Genomic DNA, 19,457 nt, shown 5'->3' with positions numbered 1-19,457 from the left:
AAGCACCGCATTTCTATGACTAGGTCCTAATAGTAGTTTGCAACAATCTGGAGAGAAAATCAACAAATCTTTAATCGAGTTTCTCTCCAGAAAGCGCTCCTGTATCGGATAAATAGTTACGTAACGCCTCGTACTCAACGTCGGCCCAAAACGCATCGGACTGTATGAGCGTTTGTGCGTCTTGTCTTGCTGTCTCAAGGGCTCGGTAATCATGGACAGGATCTGCTAAACGGAAGTGAGGCATACCGCTCTGTTTCTTACCAAGTAAGTCACCAGGACCTCGAAGCTTTAAATCTTCTTCTGCTAACACAAATCCATCTGTTGTTTCGGTCATAATTTTCATTCGTTCTTTTCCTGTTTCAGACGTTGGGTCTGAAAGCAAAATGCAGTACGATTGGGCATCTCCACGACCGACTCGACCTCTTAGCTGGTGCAGCTGAGCTAACCCAAAGCGATCCGCATCATAAATCAGCATACAAGTCGCATTCGGAACGTTTACTCCGACTTCAACGACCGTTGTAGAAACGAGCAATTGCACGTGATTACTAAAAAATCGTTCCATCGTGCCGTTTTTCTCATCGTTTGAGAGGCGACCGTGCACGAGTCCAACGGAAACGCTAGGAAGAATCTGTTGCAATTGCTCATACAAGTCTATGGCATTTTGTACGTCTAGTTGCTCTGACTCCTCAATTAATGGACAAATTACATACGCTTGACGTCCGGCACGAATTTCTTTTTCAATAAACGTAATGACTCGCTCGAACATATCATGCTTTGCCCAATACGTTTCTACCGGTTTACGCCCTACGGGTTGCTCATCAATTCTTGATACGTCCATATCACCAAATGCTGTAATAGCAAGCGTTCTCGGAATGGGCGTTGCGGTCATAAACAACACATCTGGGCTGCCTTTTTCTTTCAATGCACGTCTTTGATTGACGCCAAATCGATGTTGTTCATCGGTCACGACGAGACCGAGATTTGGAATTGGGACGTCAGGTTGAATGAGCGCGTGGGTTCCAATTAATACATTCACCTGACCTGCTTCTAATGCTTCAATCGTTTGTTTTCGTTCAGACTTCTTCGTGGAGCCCGTCAGCAAACGAATTGAAACGTCGAATTCACGAAAGAGTTCTTGCAGCGATTCATAATGTTGCTCAGCTAGAATCTCCGTCGGCACCATTAATGCTGTCGTTTTTCCCGCAGTAATAACTGCATACATTGCAATCGCTGCCACGACTGTTTTACCAGAACCTACGTCCCCTTGTAGTAAGCGATTCATTCGATACGGTTGGTGCAAATCATGAACAATTTCATCAAGTGAGCGCTTTTGTGCCTGTGTAAGCGCAAATGGCAAAGCATCCATAAACGCCTTTACTTTAGCTACGTCCTCTTGAAGTGGTGTTGCCTGTTCATGTTGGCGTACTGAACGTTTATACGCTTGCATACGCAGTTGAAACAGCAGAAACTCTTCGTATATGTAACGTCTTCTTGCATGTTTTAAAGATTCTTTGTCCGTCGGTCGATGCAACTGTTGAATCGTATCGAGATCGCCGGTAATTTATATCGCTCTAACAAAGCCTCTGGCAATCGCTCTGGCGGAAACGCATCGGTCATCGCTAGCGCATCTTCTGTCCATTGCGTCAGCTGGCGTGTCGTTAATCTTCCAGATAAGGCGTAGATTGGGGCGTACGGCCTCTTCTCTTCTACTTGTCCAACTTCAATAGATTGGGCGGTAATTTGAGCTCGGTGCCGATTCCACTTCCCTGACACAGTAATTGCGACTTCGTTTTGCAACTTGCTTTTTAAAAAGGCACGGTTAAACGCTACAACGTTTAACACGTGTCCCCCGCTGTTCATTTTAAAATTCAATCGGTTTTTCTTTCTTCCGTAGTAACTTACTCTCGCTTCACCGATTACAACTCCTTCAACGGTCACATTATCATCATGAACGAGCTGTTCAACCGGTTGTGCTTCTTTGTTTTCATAGCGATAAGGAAGATGTGCTAGAAGATCAGAAATAAAGAAAATGCCAAGGCGCTCGAGGTCTTTGGCACTTTCTTTACCGATTCCTTTTAGCGAGGAGACGGATGTGTTCATCATGTACGCTCAGCAGAAAGGTCAAAAATCTGTGATTCGAGCGCTTTGCCTGTAGGTGTCGCAGCAAGCCCACCTAAAGCAGTTTCTTTTAACGTTTCTGACATACTCTCACCGATGCGGTACATCGCATCAATCACTTCGTCACAAGGTATGCGACTTTCAATTCCGGCAAGCGCCATATCAGCTGCTACCATTGCAATCGACGCACCTGCTGCGTTTCGTTTGACACAAGGTACTTCAACGAGTCCTGCAACCGGGTCGCAAACGAGGCCTAGCATATTTTTCAGTGCCATTGCCATTGCTTCAGCAGATTGCTTCGGTGTACCGCCTGCAAGCTCTACAGCAGCTGCCGCTGCCATACCTGCTGCAGAACCGACTTCTGCTTGACAACCACCCGCAGCTCCCGAAATCGAAGCATTGTTCGCAACGACAAGACCAAATGCACCTGAAGTCAATAAATACCGTTGCATCGCTTCACGAGTTGGGTTTAATTTGTCTTTAAGACTAAACAACGTTCCTGGGACGACTCCAGCGGAGCCGGCTGTTGGTGTCGCACAGATCATTCCCATTGCTGCATTCACTTCGTTTGTTGCCATTGCACGACTCACTGCGCGTAACAATGTGTCACCACTTAGACCGTTGCCATTTTCGATATACTTCTCAAGCTTTTTTCCGTCTCCACCGGTGAGTCCTGAAACAGATTTCACATCTTCTTCAATGCCACGTCTTACGGCTTCTTCCATAATCGTGAGCTTCTCATCCATATCCGTTAAGACGGCTTCCCTTGAACGACCTGTCACCTCGATCTCTTGTTGAATCATGACTTCTGAAATGGAGATTCCATCTCTATTAGTCAATTCGATTAACTCTGCGACGTTTCGAAACATGAACGTCCACCTCTCAATCATTTATTCGTGAAGTTTTGCGACTTGGTCTACATGCTCAAGTTTTTCAAGTGATGTCATAATCTCATCTGTGACCGTTTGATCAACTTCAATGACCATGAGAGCTTCTCGCCCTTTTTCTTTTCGTGAGACTTTCATATGACCAATGTTCACTTTATGAAGCGCTAGTACGTTTGCCACATTTGCAATGACTCCGTACCGGTCTTGATGAACAATTAGAAGTGCTGGATGATGTCCGGTTAATTGTAAAGCAAATCCGTTTAACTCAATGATCTCAATCTTACCACCACCGATTGAAATTCCAACAAGTTCCATCGCATTGTCGTCGGATTCAAGGCGAAGCTTGACCGTATTTGGGTGGTCAGGGATGGCTTCTTCTTCATGAAAGCGAACACGCATGTTTGCATTGCTTGCATGTTCCTTTGCATCGCGAATTCGCTCATCAAACGTATCAAAGTCGAGCAAACCGCCGATTAACGCCACGTCAGTACCGTGACCTTTGTACGTTTTCGCAAATGAGCCGTATAAATGAATGTTCACACGCTTCGGTTGACCATCAAAAAGTAGTCTTGCAAGACGTCCAATTCTAGCAGCACCTGCGGTATGTGAGCTTGACGGTCCAACCATGATTGGACCAATAATCTCTGTAACACTACGATATTTCATAACAATCCCCTTACGCTTTTGTAGGAGTGACCATCACGGCAACAGTTCCCGGACCAACATGAGTACCAATTACCGCACCGATTTCTGTCTTAACTGTCGATTGAGTGTTTAAACGAGCTTTGATTTCTTCTAAAACCGTGTCGCCAACTTCAGGAGCAACCGCATGACTTAATCCGATGTCTACCGGTTGGTCTTTGTATGTTTCTTGTAACGTTTCTACAATTTTATCGATTGCTTTTTTTACGGCCACGAGCTTTTTCAAACGGGTAGACTTCTCCTTCTTTCGAAAGAGATAAAATCGGTTTCATTTTTAATAAGGATCCAATAAGTGCTTGTGCTTTACCGATTCTACCGTTTTTTTGTAAATACTCAAGTGTTTCAACCATAAAGTATACCGATGTTTCATTTAGAAGAACGTCGATACGGTCTTGAATTGCCTTTTGATCAGCGCCTTCAATAGCAAGCTTCGCAACATCAGCGACGATTATGCCAATAGAATAGCTCGCTCGTTTTGAATCAATCACATGCACGTTAATTTTGTCTTCTACTTCTGAGGCAGCGATCGTTGCAGCTTGATACGTACCGCTCAATTTAGAAGACAGATGAATGGAAAATATGACGGTATCTTCTTCTGATTCATCGTAGATCTCGTTGTAAAGCTTTTCAAAATCATACGGTGAAGGTTGAGAAGTTGTTGGCATTTGATTCGCTTGTTGTAACTTCTCATAAAAGGCAGTCGGACTTAATTCAATTCCATCAAGATACGTCTCATCCGCTGAAAAGTTTACTTTTAGTGGAATAACGGTAATGTCTAGTTCTTCAGCGAGCGCGTTCGGAATATCAGCCGTACTGTCCGTAACAATCTTTACACGTGTCATATCATCCATCCCCTCTTATCTTTTATTCAGCAGCAATAATGTAATGGTAAAGCGGTTGTTTCCCTTCATGCACTTCAGTCTCAACTTCTGGATACTTCTCTTCGATGTACGAGACGAGCGCATCCGTACAAGACGCTTCAGCTTCTTCACCACTAATGATCGTTACCATCTCTGTATCGTTGTCTACCATTTGGCTTGTCACAGAAATGAGCGTCTCTTCTAAAGAATCTCCTGAGCTTACAATCTTGTTCTCAACAAGGCCCATGATGTCGTCTTTCTTAATGTCTATGCCATCAATTGCTGTGTCACGAATTGATTTTGTAATTTGACCGCTTTTCACTTGAGAAATGCTCTCCGTCATTTCTTTTTGGTTGCGATCGGCATTGTTCATTGCATTAAACGAAAACAGCGCACTTAATCCTTGAGGAACAGACTTCGTAGGGATAACACGAACATCACGATCACTCACTTCAGCTGCTTGCTCGGCTGTCATAATGATGTTGCTGTTGTTTGGAATTAAAAACACATGCTTTGCGTGCGTTTCTTTAATTGCATTCGTCAACTGCTCCGTACTCGGGTTCATCGTTTGACCACCTTCGATCACGATGTCTACACCGACACTCTTGAATAGATCACGAATCCCATCACCCATTGCAACGGCAATCATGGCAAACTCGGCTTCTTCTTGAGTTTTCTTCGGAACGGGCGGTTCAGTTTTCTTAGGTTCATTTGAAAGTGCAGCATGCTGGTCACGCATGTTGTCGACTTTAACGTGAATAAGCTCCCCGTACTTTTGTGCCTCGTTCATGATGAAACCTGGATGTTCAGCATGAATATGGATCTTAATGATATCTTCATCACTTACGACTAGAAGAGAATCGCCGTATTGGCTTAACGTATTGCGGAAATCTTCTTCAACGTAAGGTGACTCGTTCGTTTTGTCATCGCTAAAGCGAACCATCACTTCAGTACAATACCCAAATTCAATATCCTCTGGATTCATGTCACCTTGAATGTTGTGGTGTTCAACATGAACGAGCTCTTCCATCGATGCTTGCTCTGGAGCGTCATCTGCTGTCGTTTCTCCGCGCATTGCACGTAGCATACCTTCATAGATGTAGACGAGTCCTTGACCGCCTGAATCAACGACACCAACTTCTTTAAGTACCGGAAGTAAATCAGGTGTGCGCTCAAGTGAAGCTTTCGCTTCTTCAATCGCATCGACAAGTACTTGCTCTGCATCCTTCGTTTTCTTTGCAGACTTGGTCGCTTTCTCAGCTGCATCTTTAGCAACCGTTAAGATTGTCCCCTCAACAGGCTTCATAACCGCTTTATACGCCGTCTGAACGCCTCCGTCGAACGCTTTAGCAAGCGCTTGTCCATCAAGCACTTGCTCATGCTCAATGCCTTTTGCAAAACCACGGAATAGTTGTGACAAAATGACACCTGAATTTCCACGTGCTCCCATTAGTAAACCTTTAGAGAACGTTTTTGCAACTTGGTTTGCACTCGTTGCATCTTGCTGCTTCATTTCTTTCACACCAGAGCGAATGGTAAGGCTCATATTCGTTCCAGTATCTCCATCTGGTACAGGAAAGACATTTAGAGCGTCAACTCGCTTTGCGTGCTTCTCTAAAGCGACTGCTCCCTCATTAAACATGGCCAGAAGCATCTGGCCGTTAATTGTATTTGACACTTATACACACCTCATTTAGTCCAACCGTTACGGATTAGAAACGCGAACACCTTGAACAAAGATATTCACAGATTCTACTTGTAGTCCCAGTAATTTTTCTAGTTGATATTTCACTTTTGATTGTACATTGTAAGCAACTTCAGAGATCTTCGTGCCGTAGCTTACGATGATGTACATATCAATCATAAGATCTCCCTCGTTTTCACGGATGACAACTCCACGTGAGAAATTGTCACGCTTTAAAAGCTCAGAGATTCCGTCTTTGATCTGCTTTTGAGAGGCCATGCCTACAATCCCATAACAGTCTGTTGCTGCACCTCCTGCAACGGTTGCAACTACTTCTTTTGAGATGTCAATGGAACCTAGTTGAGAATTCATTTCTAAGGCCATAGCCATCCTCCTTTCATCCATCAGTAATGATAACTATCGACAGTTTACTATATTTTTCAGCTTTTATAAAGCAACTGTTCATAAATCTATATTGATTTCTTCCATATTTTTATGCTAAGATGTTCGAGTGCAAGTAAGGGAGAAGTAAATAAAGGAGGGATTCTGATGGCACGTAAATGTTTTGTTACGGGTCGTGGACCATCAAGCGGTAATAACCGTTCCCACGCGAACAACTCGTCAAAACGCCGTTGGGGCGCAAATGTCCAAAAGGTTCGTATTCTAGTTGACGGGAAACCTAAACGAGTATATGTATCTGCAAAAGCGTTGAAAGCCGGTAAAGTAGAGCGCGTTTAAGCGCTACTTACCGGTTTTTATAAAATGAAAAAAAAGAAAAAGCTCCGCTAAGCGGTGCTTTTTCTTTTTTGGGGGTTACTCTTTTTTTAAATGAGTTCAGCATTGCGCGAACAACCCCACCTAAAAACTTCGGAAGCTTAATCGTATAAAATTTCATTCCAATTCCTCCTTGAAGGCCAGCTTTTTCCGAAGACAAACACTGACGGGCACATACGGATTCTTCTATATGTATATTCACCCAGAAGGAAATAGTACATCGTTTTTTATAAAAAATTACTCGGTAATGCTTTTGAGCCGTTCCACCGCCTGCTTGCGGTCACTTTGTTTATAAATGTGTGATCCTGCCACGAGCAGGTTTGCTCCGTGTTCTACACACTGTTTTGCGGTCTCTTCGTTAACGCCTCCGTCAACTTCAATAAGTAACTCTTCGTTCACTTCATTTGCAAATCTACGTACTTCAGCAATCTTAGGTAGCACAGCTTGAATGAAGCTTTGCCCACCAAACCCAGGGTTAACCGTCATTAACAAGACGAGGTCTACATCTTCAATCACATGTTGAACCATTGCTACTGGAGTATGTGGATTTAAAGCAACTCCCGCTTTAACACCATGGCTTTTAATGAGTTGAATCGTTCGGTGCAAATGAGTACAAGCTTCGACATGAACCGTAATGATGTCTGCGCCGGCTTTGACAAAGTCTTCAACGTACCGATCTGGATCTTCAATCATTAAGTGAACATCAAGTGGTAGTGACGTTGAGCGTTTTGCCGCATCAACAATGAGAGGACCAATTGTAATGTTAGGAACAAACTTTCCGTCCATTACGTCTACATGGATATAGTCCGCATTGCTCACTGCCTCGATGTCGTTGCCTAGTTGTTTAAAATCCGCTGAAAGGATTGACGGTGCGATCATTGCCATTGTGTTAAAACCTCCGCTTTTCTTCTTCTTCTTTTTCGTTGTAAAATGACAAATAATTGTCATATCGATACGGTGCAATTTCATCTGTTTCAACCGCAGCCTTTACTGCACAACGATCTTCTCTGCGATGCGTACAGCCGCGGTATTTACAATCTTTAGACACCTCATAAATTTCAAGAAAGCTATCTGCCAAAACATCAAGGTCAATCCCCGTAAAATCAAGGGAGCTAAAGCCAGGAGTATCTGCGACTTGACCTCCACACGTTTGCAATAACTCAACGTGGCGTGTCGTATGTTTTCCCCTTGATAATTGTTGCGAAATTTCACCTGTTTGAAGGTCTAATGAGTCATCAACACGATTTAATAGCGTTGATTTACCGACGCCAGACTGCCCCGCAACGACGGTGTACGGTCCTTTAATAAACCTCGAATTACTTCGAGATCGTCATCACCTGGCGTATAAACGACTGTATAACCAAGTGATTCATATCGACTGGCTTTGCTTCGAACTTCTCGCTTTATCTCTTCACTTGCAAGGTCCATTTTCGAAATGATAATGATCGATTCAACTTCCATCGCTTCTGTATGGACGAGCAATCGATCTAATAAATACGTACTAAACTCCGGTTTCGTCGAAGACATAACGAGTAGTGCTTGATTGACATTGGCAATCGGTGGACGATGCATTTCATTTGATCTCGATTCGACCGTTTGAACATATTCCTCTTCAAACGTGACAAAGTCACCGACGAGCGGTTTAATCTTTTGCTTACGAAACAATCCACGTGCCCGACAACGCGTAACCTCTCCATCATGTAAAACATCGTAGAATCCACCGACGGCTTTTATAATTTGGCCTGCTTGCAACGAATCTCCTCCTTAGTCTTCTTCGAACTCTAGCGTATTAGATTGCATTTCTTCGTCGTTAATATACAACGTGTACGTCCCTGGTATACTCTTACTCACTTCAAAAGGAACGAGATATTCGGTCGATTCTGTGATCTCTTCCTCAACGAAAATCTCTGGGTCGCCTCCTGTCGTTCTATCTGTAAATTCAATGCGAATATCATAGGACTGTCCAGCTTCTGGATCGGTCACATTTACGGGGATCTCCGCATAGCGGGTTTGCGTTTCTTCCTCTTCGACAGGCGGTTCACCATTAGAAATCACGAATGTCACGCCAGACCCTTCATCAATCGTAACGTACGGTCCTGGCTCATGAGTAATCACTTGCCCTTCTGGCACAGTTTCTGAGTATTCACGATCAAATGTACCTGACAATTGATGAGATTCAAGGTAATTACGCACCGCTTGCTCACTGGAGCCTGTAAGGTCTCCGAGTGTCATTTGTGGTGTTTCACTGTATACGAGTTGAACCGATAGCTCGTCTTGAATGACCTCTTCACCAGACTCAGGTGTCTGGCTGATGACGTACCCTGGTGGTTGCTCATCAGAAGGTTCACTCGTCGTCTCAACGTCAATGTCTAGTTCCTCTAGAAGATCAACCGCATCCTCTACACTCATCCTGTTAAGTCTTGCATTTCAACCGTTTCTGGACCATCACTCACTCGAAGCGTAATCGCACTTTCAACTTTCACGTTTCTTCCCGCTCTTGGGTCTTGATAATAGACAACATCACGTTCAACTTCATCGTGATATTCTCGCTCAATTGTAACGATCAGTTCATTCTCTTCTAACAACTGCTCTGCTTCTTCGTAATTCGTACCAACACATCAGCACTTGTACTTCATCTACAGCAAACCAAGACGGAATGACCATAAATCCTAGCACGAGCGCTGTCGGTACAATGATCAGAAATGCGAGTAATGGAAACAACCAAGCTTACGCTTTGACTTTTTCTTAGGCTCATTTGCTTTTGCATCATTTTCTTCTTGGCCTGTTTGTTCACTTGGAGCGACAATTGTTTCTTCAGAAGACTGTTGGTCGCTTAATACAGGCAGCACTTTTGTTTCTTCTTCACTTTGATCATCAAGTTCTAGTGGCGCTTCGTTCATCCGTTCTGGTAACAACGCCGTTTCTGCATCATGCAACATGTCGTGTACCGTCTCATAACGCAACAAAGGATCTTTGACAGTCGCTCTACGAATGATATTGTTCATACTCTCTGGCAAGTCAGGACGCAACACTTTTGCGTTCGGAATCTTCTCTTGCAAATGTTTGAGTGCAATTGAAACCGCAGAATCTGCATCAAACGGCAATGTCCCTGTAATCATTTCATAAAGCACAACGCCTAAAGCATAAATGTCCGCTTTTAACGTAACCGCCCCACCACGTGCTTGTTCAGGAGATAAATAATGAACAGAACCGAGAACAGAATTCGTATGTGTAATCGTTGCAGCTGAGGCCGCTCTTGCAATCCCAAAATCCGTTACTTTTACCGTGCCATCTTCATCAAGAAGAATGTTGTGTGGTTTAACGTCACGGTGAACAATTCCTTGGTCGTGGGCATACGCAATCGCTGAAGAAATTTGATCAAAGATTTGGAGTACTTCTTGAAACGGAAGCGCACCTTCTCGGACTATTTTTTTCTTTTAATGTACTACCACCAACGTATTCCATCACGATGTAAAACGTCTGATCTTCTTCACCAACATCATAAATGTCAACAACGTTGGATGAATTAAGCTGGTCGCCGCCTGAGCTTCACGTCTAAATCTACGTATAAATGCTTCATCATGTGTATATTGAGGTTGCAAAACCTTTACCGCTACATCACGCTCTAAAATAACATCTCGCGCTCGGTAAACGTTTGCCATTCCGCCACCACCGATGGCTTCAATGACTTCATAACGACCGTCAATACGTGACCCTATCATAGTTCGTTCGCTCCCTTGTCTATGAGAATGAACGTAATGTTATCTTCGCCACCACGGTCAAGAGCAAGTTGCAATAGTTGATCGGCTTTATCTTCTAAACGATTATCTTGATTTAACACAACGTCAAAATCATCGTTTGATAGCTTGTCGCTAAGCCCATCCGAACACAAAATAACGGTGTCCGTATCGCTTAATTCATGCTGCAACACATCAATGTTGCACTGATTCTCTGTGCCGAGTGCGCGTGTGACGACATTTTTTTTGTGGGTGATTTTTAGCTTCTTCTTCTGAAATCTGCCTTGACGGTAAAGTTCATTTACGAGTGTATGGTCATGAGTTACTTGTGAGATATGGTGTTCTTTTTTTTCACGTATAAGCGGCTATCACCAACGTGAGCACTAATCATTTCAGATTCGGTTATGAGTGCACAAACAATCGTCGTACCCATGCCACGCATTTCTGTATTTGTCAGCGATTGCTCATAAATGCGTTCATTTGCTTCTGTAATCGTATGAAGAAGCCATGATGTCATGGCTTCTTCTGTTGCATGTGGTGCTTGTTTCTTCCATGCTTCTCTTAACGTTTGAATGGCAAGTTCACTCGCAACATCACCAGCTTTATGGCCACCCATGCCATCAGCTACAACTGCGAGAAGAAGATCATCTGAGAGAAAATAATCACATACATCTTCATTATGTTCTCTCATCTTACCTACATCACTTCGAAGCTCAACTTTCACACTCACACCTTCGTTTCTTCAGCGCGTTCTTTTGCGCGTAATTGTCCGCAAGCAGCATCAATATCATGCCCTTGTTCACGACGGATTGTGACGAGTACTCCTTTTTCTTTTAACGTACGTTCAAATTCAAAAATATCTTCGCGGCTCGTACGCACATAATCACGCTCAACAACGTCATTAACCGGAATGAGGTTCACGTGACATTTAAGGTCTTTAATGAGCTCAGCTAACTCTTCAGCATGCTCGACTTGGTCGTTCACCTTACCAAATAGACCGTACTCAAATGTAACACGACGCTTTGTCGTCTTTTGGTAATACTTAATCGATTCCATCAGCTTTTTCACTGGGAATGCTTTGTTAATCGGCATTAAGCGACCGCGGATTTCATCGTTTGGCGCATGGAGGGAAATCGCAAAATTGATTTGCATTCCTTCATCAGCAAATTTGTAGATTTTAGGCACCATTCCACTCGTTGAGACCGTAATGTGACGAGCACCAATGTTAAGTCCTTCATCATGATTCACTGCTCTAAGAAAGCCCATTAGATTCTCATAGTTATCAAATGGCTCACCAATACCCATCACGACAATTGAGTCAACTCGCTCGCCTTTTGCATCAAGCGCACGTTGCACGTCTAATACTTGTGCTGTAATTTCACCCGCTTCAAGATTTCGCTTTAAGCCACCGAGAGTTGATGCACAAAACGTACACCCAAGACGACACCCAACTTGTGTTGTTACACAAATGCTGTTTCCGTAATCATGACGCATTAATACAGTCTCGATTGAGTATCCATCGTGTAACTCAAAAAGAAACTTTTCTGTACCGTCAACAGATGTTTGACGAAGCACTTCTTTTAACCTCGTAAATCGAAATTCTTCTTTTAGTTTATCTCGAAGTGTAATCGATAGATTGGTCATTTCATCAATTGATTCGACACGCTTCCGATACAACCATTCAAAAATTTGCTTTGCACGGAACTTTGGTTCTTTGTTTTCTTTCATCCATTCTTCCCATTGCTCAAACGTTAATGAAAGAATTGATCGTTTTCCATCTGTTGCTGTTTTCGTAATATCTCGCTTTTTAGTTCTCGTTTCCATGACGAGCACTTCCCTTCTTCATTGCACAAATAAAAAAATCCGTCACTGCCATATTGATGTGGCAAGATCGTTGTATATCCTTGATTTTCGCTTTGTATCTTTATTCGTTCTTGTAATGATTCATCGTGAGTAAAGTCTTCATTGTTCTTTAGAAACTCTTGAACGACGTGTTCGTTCTCTTCTGGCAATATCGTACACGTGCTATATACGAGCACTCCGTCATCTTTGAGAAGTTTGGAGGCGGCGTTTAAAATGTCAAGCTGTAATGCTGGCAATTTTTGAATCTCTTTTTCATCCGTATTCCATTTAATGTCTGGCTTACTTCGAAGTACGCCAAGACCGCTACACGGAGCATCAACTAAAATACGATCAAACCGCACATCTTGATACGTTGCCGCAAGATTCACCGCGTCTTCAGTCGTTGCATGAACGATCGAAAGTTGCAATCGGTTTGCTTCCTTTTCGATGAGACGCTTTTTATGAGCATGCACATCATTGGCAATAATCTCGCCTTCATCGTTCATTAACTCAGCAGCGTGCATCGTTTTCCCGCCTGGCGCTGCACACGCATCCAACATTTTCATCGAAGGTTTTGGGTTTAATGCTCTTGCCACAAGCATGGAGCTTTCATCTTGGATGCTAAGTCGTCCTTCTTTGAACGCAGCACTTTTCGTGACGACGCCTTGTGTGACGATTAAGCTCTCCGTGGCTAGTTCACCTTTAACCGTTTCAATTCCTTCTTCAGAAAGCTCTATTTGAACGGCATCAACAGTCGAAACCCTTAGATTCACTCGAACCGCCGTTTTGCCCCGTTCGCTATTAGTTGCACATAAACGCATCGTTTCTTCTTCACCGTAAGCGTTGATCCATCGTTTAACGAGCCATTCTGGGTGAGATGTTTCAATTGCAATTCGTTTTGAACTTGGTGTAATGGAAGAAAAATCAGGAAGCCCTTGTCTTGACAACGAACGTAAAACGCCGTTGATTAAACCTTTAAGACCAACTCTCCCCACTGTTTTGAAAGCTCAACCGCTTCGTGAATTGCTGCTCGTTCGGGAATGCGATCCAAATAAAACATTTGGTAAACTGCCATGCGCAGAATGACTTGAATTCGTTGATCACTTTTGTGGACTTTGTTTTTCATCACACCATTTAAAAGATAATCAATCGTATTCAATCGTTTTATCGTACCATAAACCACTTCTGTTACAAACCGTTGATCCACAGCCGATAACTGATGGTTTTTAAGTTGTTCATCAAGTGCGAGGTGGCTATACGCCCCTTTGAAGAACACTGCTTGGAGCGTTTTCGCTGCCACGTAACGTGGGTTTTCATTCTTTGTCATCTTTGAGTACATCTCCAACGTTTAAGGATTGGCCTTTTCCTCTAAGAAAATCAGAGGCTTCCATGGCTTTTTTGCCTGCTGGTTGGACGAGAAGTAATTTTACCCCGTGATGGTCCCCCGCCACAACGGTAAATGAATCTTGATCACGTTCCACAACCGTTCCAGGATTCGCATCAAAGTGCTCATCACTAAGCTCAGACTTCCATAATTTAAGCGACTGACCATTCCACGTCGTAAAAGCAACGGGCCATGGGTTCATCCCACGAATTTGGTTATGAACAGCTTGGGCAGATTTCGTCCAATCAATACGTTCTGCACCCCGAGCGATGTTCGGTGCATACGTTACCTTTTCTTCATCTTGTTGTACTGGTTGGACCGTTCCATTTTCAAGATGTGGCAACGTTTCTTTTAAGAGCTTCGCACCAAGCGCACTTAGCTTGTCATGCATCGTTCCAACTGTATCGTCTTCTTCAATGTTGATGGCTTCTTGAAGAAGCATATCGCCTGCATCCAATCGCTTCACCATATACATGATGGTCACGCCAGTTTCTTTTTGTCCATCGATGATAGACTGATGGATCGGAGCGCCTCCGCGATAAGCAGGCAGTAGTGAAGCGTGAACGTTTACCGCACCGTATTTCGGAGCTGTTAAAATCGATTCTGGCAAAAGTTGACCGTAAGCGGCAGTTACAATCAGATCAGGATTTCCTTCGATGGCTTGTTCTACCGCTTCATCATCACGAAGTTTCTCGGGTTGAAACACGGGGATATCATGTTTCTCAGCTTCAACTTTCACAGGTGTTTTAATAAGCTCTCTTTTGCGTCCCTTCGGACGATCGGGTTGAGTGACGACACGGATGACGTCATGACCTTCTTCAACGAGCATAGAAAGCACAGGTACAGCAAAATCAGGTGTTCCCATAAAAACGATTTTCATACTTATCTATCCTTTCAAACCTTACTGTCGTGCAAAAACCCCAACGTTGTGGGGGCTACATGAATATGTTTGGATGGCGATCAATGGCCATAAAACGACTATCTTTGTGCACTTCTTGTTGGTAATGAGTAAATAGTTCGCTGAGAATCTCCGAAAAATTAGGTTCTCGTTTGTATTTTATCATGCATTGCGTCCGATATCTATCATTGATCCGACTAATTGGTGACGGAGTCGGCCCTAAGATGACCGATTGATCACTTAAACGCTCCTTTAGAAAACGAGTCGCTCGTTCAGCAGCTTTCATCGCCGTGAGCAATTCTTCGTGTGAAAATGTAATTAAGCAAATGAAATAATACGGCGGGTACCTGCTTGCTTTCTTTGTTGCATCTCATACGCAAAAAAAACCTTCAAAATCATGGCTCTTTGCGTGCTGGATCGCATAATGTTCTGGGGTGTACGTTTGGATGACGACTTCTCCTTCACGCGTGTCTCGCCCCGCGCGGCCACCGAGTTGCGTTAACAACTGAAACGTTCGTTCAGGTGCTCTGAAATCTGGTAAGTTCAAGAGCGTATCAGCCGTTAAGACGCCTGCCAATGTAATTTTTGGGAAATCCAAGCCTTTGGCAATCATCTGCGTACCGAGTAGAATATCTGCCTCGTGATTACCAAATCGCTTTAACAGTGCTTCATGCGAGCCTTTCTTACGTGTCGTATCGTTGTCCATTCGTATGATTCGCGCTTCTGGTAATAGCTTTTGCAATTCCTCTTCGACTTTTTGTGTTCCCGTTCCAAAGAAGCGAATGTGCTCACTTTCACACGCAGGACACTCCTCATACATCGTCTCTTCATGCCCACAATAATGGCACTTCAACTGGTTGCCCCGTTGATGATACGTAAGGGAGATTTCACAGTGCGGACAATCACCGACGTATCCACAACTTCTACACATCACAAACGTCGAGAACCCACGTCGGTTCAAAAACAAGACAATCTGTTCTTCTTTCGCTAACCGGTCTTTCACTTTATCAAGTAACTGACTAGAGAACACCGAACGGTTGCCACCACGAAGCTCATCTCTCATATCAATTAGTTCAATGGCAGGAAGCGGTTTTTTATTTACACGCTCTGGCAATGAAAGTAACGTATAGACGTCTTTTTTTTGCTCTAGCGAAGCTTCCATAGAAGGTGTTGCACTACCGAGAACGACAGGACACTCGTGCGTTTGGCTACGATAAATGGCCACTTCTCGAGCATGATAACGGGGATAATCTTCTTGTTTGTAACTACTTTCATGCTCTTCATCGATAATGATCAAACCAATGTTATTAAATGGCGCAAACACGGCAGACCGTGCTCCAACAACGACTTGCACTTCGTTACGGTGAATCTTCATCCACTCGTCATACCGCTCCCCGCTTGAGAGCGCACTATGCATCACGGCAACATGGTCTCCGAATCGCCGCTTAAACCGTTCAACCATTTGTGGCGTTAGTGAAATCTCGGGGACGAGCACAATCGCTTCTCGCCCTTCTTTTAGCACTTGTTCAATCGCTTGCAAATACACTTCCGTCTTACCGCTACCGGTAATTCCATGCAACAGCATCGGTTTCGATGATCGTTCTTCAACTGCATCACGAATTGATTCATACGCAACGTGTTGATCATGGGTGAGTGTTTGCTTCGCTTCCCGCCCATCGCCAGCTTGGCGTTCATAAGGATTGCGTTCAATAACGATTTGATGCTCCTCAAGAAATTCATTTTTGATGAGCGTTTGAATTGTTGAGCGACTGAGTCCATGATCATTAATAAGTGTGGCGACTGGAACAGCGCCAGAATCTGCTACTCGCTCAATCGTTGCTAGCGTCTCTTGTTGTTTCGCCGTTTTTGGTTGTTGCGCGCTTTGTAACGTTGTTACTGCCTTTTGCTCTTTATGCTTTGCACCGTCTTTTAGCTCATAATACACTGACAGAACATTTTCTTGAATCCCTCTAGAAACGGCCTTCAGAATCGTTTTATCTTCTGGAATTTCTTTGAATGGAATTTTGATTCGTTGGCCGAACAACGCTTGAACAGAAACGTCAACGTGATCTGCTTCCTCGTTTAAAACGAGAAATTTTTGTGCTTTCGCTCTCATCGCCGCTGGAATCATCGCAAACAGTGCTGTGATTTGGAAACACGTCGTTTCTTTAGCAAGCCAGCTCCCTAAATCTAGAAGTTCTGGACTAAGAACTGGGGTGACGTCTAACAGTTCACTAATAGACTTGACGTTTTTCACGGATGCCGTATCGGATAATTCAACGATAATTCCTGTTAGTTTACGCTTCCCGAACGGGACGAGCACACGCATTCCAGGTGCTGCTACGCCAAGATGAGCATCTTTTAAACGATAGTCGAACGGTCGATCGACACCTCCCGCAGCGACATCAACGATGACTTTCGTGTACACGGTGATTCTCCTCACGTAAAAGCTTCGATGCGTTTTCTAAAATCGTATATGCTAACGTCTCTTTCTTCTGTTGATCAACTCGCTTTACGCCACCTTCGCGATCAATCAATAACACACGGTTTTCATCACTTTCAAAACCAATTGAGCGGTCCGAAACATCATTCGCTACAATTAAGTCCAGTCGTTTTCTTTCAAGCTTTTCTTTTGCGTACGTTTCTACATCTTGCGTTTCAGCGGCAAAACCTACGAGCACTTGATGATGTTTATTCTCTCCGAGTGTACGAAGAATGTCTTTCGTCCGCTCCATTTCAATTGTCAGGTTGCCTGCTTGTTTCTTTACTTTATGCGCTTCTACCTTTGTTGGACGATAATCAGAAACTGCAGCGGTTTTAATGACAAGGTCCGCATCGTCAAAATGCTTCATCACTTGTTCATACATCTCCTCTGCGCTCGTTACCGAAATGAGCGTGACGCCTTGCGGCGCCTCCAATTGCACAGGTCCACTAACAAGTGTCACTTTCGCTCCTAAATCAATAGCTGCTTTGGCGATTGCATAGCCCATCTTACCTGTCGAACGATTGCTCAAAAACCGTACAGGATCAATGACTTCTCTTGTTGGACCAGCGGTTATGAGGACGTTTTTACCCATTAGCGTCTTTTCTTTTCGTTCACTGAATTCACCGTGTAAGAAATTCAGGATATCTTCTGGCTCGGCTAATCGTCCCTTGCCAATCCACCCACACGCTAAGTACCCCGCACCGGGTTCAATAAATGTCACACCGCGGTTCATCAATGTTTCGAGGTTTTGGATCACGGCAGGATGGTCATACATGTTCACATTCATTGCTGGCGCAACGTATACAGGAGCTTTTGTCGCAAGCAACGTGGACGTTAACATGTCATCTGCAATGCCATTAGCATATTTCCCAATGAAATTTGCGGTCGCAGGCACGATTACAAACGCATCTGCCCAATCAGCAACGTCGATATGAGCAATTTTTGAGACATCTTCTTCTACAAATGTATTGTCATAAACCCGGTCCCTCGTGAGCGCTTGAAACGTTAGTGGTGTAACAAATTCTTTGCTACTTTCTGTCATGATCGTCTTTACACTCGCTCCAGCTTGTTTCAATTTCGAAGCAAGGGCGGCTGCTTTAAAAGCTGCAACTCCTCCGGTTACACCGAGCACGATTTTCTTACCGTCCATACGTCCTACACCCTTCCGCACTGTTCTTTTTGCTATTTATTATAGCAAATTCCTATGTAAATAAAAAAAAGACTGCCTGTAAATAGACAGCCTCTTTGACCGTTACGCTTTGATGTTTAAGTAGCCTTCTTGAATTTCTTCAAGTGCAACACCGACATTCTTTTTTTGATACTGGTTTGTTCACTCCAAAACTTCTTTCTTCTTGCTCTTGAAGTGCACGTGCGCGTTGCGCTGAAATTGTAACGAGTGAATACTTACTATCAATCTTCTTTAACAATGAATCAATCGATGGGTATAACATCTTATTCACTTCCCTCTACTAAATTACGATAATAATCGATCACACGCTCTTGACGGAGGTGTTCTGCATCAATGATCGTTTGAACTTTACTTACAGCATTGTCGACCTGGTCATTTTCAACAACATAATCGTATTGCGCCATCATTTCAATTTCAGCTTTCGCAACATTCATGCGTTGGTTAATTAGATCAGAATCTTCCGTTCCTCGCCCTTCAATTCGCTTTCTCAGCTCATCTAAGTTTGGCGGAGCTAGGAATATAAAAACACCATCTGGGTATTTCTCTTTTACTTTGGCAGCACCTTGAACTTCAATCTCCAAAATAATGTCTTGTCCTTCACGGAGCTGTTCTTTTACATAGTGTAGTGGTGTTCCATAATAATTATCAACATACTTCGCCCATTCTAAAAGCTCATCATTTGCGATCATTTCTTCAAAGACTTCTTTTGTCTTATAGAAATAATTGACACCTTCTTGCTCACCTTCTCTAGGAGAGCGGGTCGTTGCAGACACGGAGTAAGAAATTCGATCATTCACGCCTCTTAGTGCGTTACAAACTGTGCCTTTCCCAACTCCTGCAGGCCCTGATAAAACAATTAACAACCCTTTGTCCTTTTTCAACATCGGTTCACTCCTA

At 43.6% G+C, this 19,457-nt stretch carries 21 protein-coding genes and 5 pseudogenes; 1 reads left to right on the top strand and 25 read right to left on the bottom strand.

Annotated features, from left to right (window positions below):
- Positions 1 to 70: 70 nt before the first annotated feature.
- From recG to JCM19055_RS14485, 7 genes and pseudogenes are all read right to left on the bottom strand, one after another.
- Positions 71 to 2,103: pseudogene (gene recG / locus JCM19055_RS14510) on the bottom strand (ATP-dependent DNA helicase RecG).
- On the bottom strand, positions 2,100 to 2,987 hold the full coding sequence (gene sdaAA, locus JCM19055_RS14505) for an L-serine ammonia-lyase, iron-sulfur-dependent, subunit alpha (RefSeq protein ID WP_042360227.1): 888 nt from the start codon (positions 2,985 to 2,987) through the stop codon (positions 2,100 to 2,102). Before sdaAA ends, recG begins: the two are co-directional and overlap by 4 nt.
- A 21-nt stretch (positions 2,988 to 3,008) precedes the next feature.
- A complete protein-coding gene (gene sdaAB, locus JCM19055_RS14500; RefSeq protein ID WP_042360226.1) occupies positions 3,009 to 3,671 on the bottom strand; it encodes an L-serine ammonia-lyase, iron-sulfur-dependent subunit beta in 663 nt (220 codons plus the stop codon).
- A 10-nt stretch (positions 3,672 to 3,681) separates the two neighbouring features.
- Positions 3,682 to 3,933: a DegV family protein gene (locus JCM19055_RS29950; protein ID WP_265182205.1), complete on the bottom strand. Its 252-nt coding sequence runs from the start codon at positions 3,931 to 3,933 to the stop codon at positions 3,682 to 3,684.
- On the bottom strand, positions 3,896 to 4,549 hold the full coding sequence (locus tag JCM19055_RS14495) for a DegV family protein (RefSeq protein ID WP_265182204.1): 654 nt from the start codon (positions 4,547 to 4,549) through the stop codon (positions 3,896 to 3,898). Before JCM19055_RS14495 ends, JCM19055_RS29950 begins: the two co-directional genes overlap by 38 nt.
- 22 nt (positions 4,550 to 4,571) lie before the next feature.
- Positions 4,572 to 6,245, bottom strand: coding sequence for a DAK2 domain-containing protein (locus tag JCM19055_RS14490; protein WP_370543163.1), 1,674 nt, complete (start codon positions 6,243 to 6,245; stop codon positions 4,572 to 4,574).
- Positions 6,246 to 6,272: 27 nt separating this feature from the next.
- Positions 6,273 to 6,635, bottom strand: a complete 363-nt coding sequence (locus tag JCM19055_RS14485) for an Asp23/Gls24 family envelope stress response protein (RefSeq protein WP_042360225.1) — start codon at positions 6,633 to 6,635, stop codon at positions 6,273 to 6,275.
- A gap of 165 nt (positions 6,636 to 6,800) precedes the next feature.
- Here JCM19055_RS14485 and rpmB point away from each other — a divergent pair, with 165 nt between their 5' ends.
- Positions 6,801 to 6,989 carry a 50S ribosomal protein L28 gene (gene rpmB, locus JCM19055_RS14480; protein ID WP_042360224.1) on the top strand — a complete coding sequence of 63 codons (189 nt, stop codon included), beginning with the start codon at positions 6,801 to 6,803 and terminating at the stop codon, positions 6,987 to 6,989.
- An 82-nt stretch (positions 6,990 to 7,071) separates the two neighbouring features.
- Here the strand turns inward: rpmB and spoVM are convergent.
- From spoVM to gmk, 18 genes and pseudogenes are all read right to left on the bottom strand, one after another.
- Positions 7,072 to 7,146: pseudogene (gene spoVM, locus JCM19055_RS14475) on the bottom strand (stage V sporulation protein SpoVM); the annotation flags it as partial.
- A gap of 116 nt (positions 7,147 to 7,262) precedes the next feature.
- A complete protein-coding gene (gene rpe / locus JCM19055_RS14470) occupies positions 7,263 to 7,910 on the bottom strand; it encodes a ribulose-phosphate 3-epimerase (RefSeq protein WP_042360223.1) in 648 nt (215 codons plus the stop codon).
- 4 nt (positions 7,911 to 7,914) lie between these two features.
- Positions 7,915 to 8,777, bottom strand: a pseudogene (gene rsgA, locus JCM19055_RS14465) (ribosome small subunit-dependent GTPase A).
- A 12-nt stretch (positions 8,778 to 8,789) separates the two neighbouring features.
- The gene (locus tag JCM19055_RS24235) at positions 8,790 to 9,434 is read right to left on the bottom strand and encodes a PASTA domain-containing protein (RefSeq protein ID WP_052366395.1); all 645 of its coding nucleotides are present in this window, start codon (positions 9,432 to 9,434) and stop codon (positions 8,790 to 8,792) included.
- Positions 9,431 to 9,610, bottom strand: a complete 180-nt coding sequence (locus JCM19055_RS26555; protein WP_052366394.1) for a PASTA domain-containing protein — start codon at positions 9,608 to 9,610, stop codon at positions 9,431 to 9,433. The genes JCM19055_RS24235 and JCM19055_RS26555 overlap by 4 nt, the downstream gene beginning before the upstream one ends.
- The gene (locus JCM19055_RS29945) at positions 9,594 to 9,746 is read right to left on the bottom strand and encodes a hypothetical protein (protein WP_265182203.1); all 153 of its coding nucleotides are present in this window, start codon (positions 9,744 to 9,746) and stop codon (positions 9,594 to 9,596) included. Before JCM19055_RS29945 ends, JCM19055_RS26555 begins: the two co-directional genes overlap by 17 nt.
- Positions 9,722 to 10,399 (bottom strand): protein kinase, encoded by a 678-nt coding sequence (locus JCM19055_RS29940; RefSeq protein ID WP_265182217.1) that lies wholly within the window; start codon positions 10,397 to 10,399, stop codon positions 9,722 to 9,724. The genes JCM19055_RS29945 and JCM19055_RS29940 overlap by 25 nt, the downstream gene beginning before the upstream one ends.
- Positions 10,400 to 10,489: 90 nt before the next feature.
- Positions 10,490 to 10,747 carry a hypothetical protein gene (locus JCM19055_RS29935; RefSeq protein WP_052366392.1) on the bottom strand — a complete coding sequence of 86 codons (258 nt, stop codon included), beginning with the start codon at positions 10,745 to 10,747 and terminating at the stop codon, positions 10,490 to 10,492.
- Positions 10,744 to 10,953, bottom strand: coding sequence for a hypothetical protein (locus JCM19055_RS24215; RefSeq protein ID WP_193745446.1), 210 nt, complete (start codon positions 10,951 to 10,953; stop codon positions 10,744 to 10,746). The genes JCM19055_RS29935 and JCM19055_RS24215 overlap by 4 nt, the downstream gene beginning before the upstream one ends.
- Positions 10,954 to 11,084: 131 nt before the next feature.
- The gene (locus JCM19055_RS24210; RefSeq protein WP_052366390.1) at positions 11,085 to 11,486 is read right to left on the bottom strand and encodes a protein phosphatase 2C domain-containing protein; all 402 of its coding nucleotides are present in this window, start codon (positions 11,484 to 11,486) and stop codon (positions 11,085 to 11,087) included.
- A gap of 2 nt (positions 11,487 to 11,488) precedes the next feature.
- Positions 11,489 to 12,586 carry a 23S rRNA (adenine(2503)-C(2))-methyltransferase RlmN gene (gene rlmN / locus JCM19055_RS14450; RefSeq protein WP_042360222.1) on the bottom strand — a complete coding sequence of 366 codons (1,098 nt, stop codon included), beginning with the start codon at positions 12,584 to 12,586 and terminating at the stop codon, positions 11,489 to 11,491.
- Positions 12,514 to 13,599 (bottom strand): 16S rRNA (cytosine(967)-C(5))-methyltransferase RsmB, encoded by a 1,086-nt coding sequence (gene rsmB, locus JCM19055_RS14445; protein ID WP_081833730.1) that lies wholly within the window; start codon positions 13,597 to 13,599, stop codon positions 12,514 to 12,516. The genes rlmN and rsmB overlap by 73 nt, the downstream gene beginning before the upstream one ends.
- Positions 13,572 to 13,931 carry a transcription antitermination factor NusB gene (locus JCM19055_RS24205; RefSeq protein ID WP_052366388.1) on the bottom strand — a complete coding sequence of 120 codons (360 nt, stop codon included), beginning with the start codon at positions 13,929 to 13,931 and terminating at the stop codon, positions 13,572 to 13,574. Before JCM19055_RS24205 ends, rsmB begins: the two co-directional genes overlap by 28 nt.
- Positions 13,918 to 14,868, bottom strand: coding sequence for a methionyl-tRNA formyltransferase (gene fmt, locus JCM19055_RS14440; protein WP_042360221.1), 951 nt, complete (start codon positions 14,866 to 14,868; stop codon positions 13,918 to 13,920). Before fmt ends, JCM19055_RS24205 begins: the two co-directional genes overlap by 14 nt.
- A gap of 55 nt (positions 14,869 to 14,923) precedes the next feature.
- A pseudogene (gene priA, locus JCM19055_RS14435) lies at positions 14,924 to 17,320 on the bottom strand (primosomal protein N').
- Positions 17,292 to 18,521 (bottom strand): bifunctional phosphopantothenoylcysteine decarboxylase/phosphopantothenate--cysteine ligase CoaBC, encoded by a 1,230-nt coding sequence (gene coaBC, locus JCM19055_RS14430; RefSeq protein ID WP_042360220.1) that lies wholly within the window; start codon positions 18,519 to 18,521, stop codon positions 17,292 to 17,294. The pseudogene priA and the gene coaBC overlap by 29 nt, the downstream one beginning before the upstream one ends.
- A 102-nt stretch (positions 18,522 to 18,623) precedes the next feature.
- Positions 18,624 to 18,822: pseudogene (gene rpoZ / locus JCM19055_RS25655) on the bottom strand (DNA-directed RNA polymerase subunit omega).
- A gap of 1 nt (position 18,823) precedes the next feature.
- Entirely contained in the window at positions 18,824 to 19,441 is a 618-nt protein-coding gene (gmk, locus tag JCM19055_RS14420) for a guanylate kinase (protein ID WP_081831648.1), read from the bottom strand.
- Between the last annotated feature and the right edge of the window lie 16 nt (positions 19,442 to 19,457).

It is taken from the genome of Geomicrobium sp. JCM 19055 (assembly GCF_000698185.1).
GTDB lineage: Bacteria > Bacillota > Bacilli > Bacillales > Marinococcaceae > Geomicrobium_A > Geomicrobium_A sediminis.
This window is presented reverse-complemented; position numbering and strand designations above follow the sequence as displayed.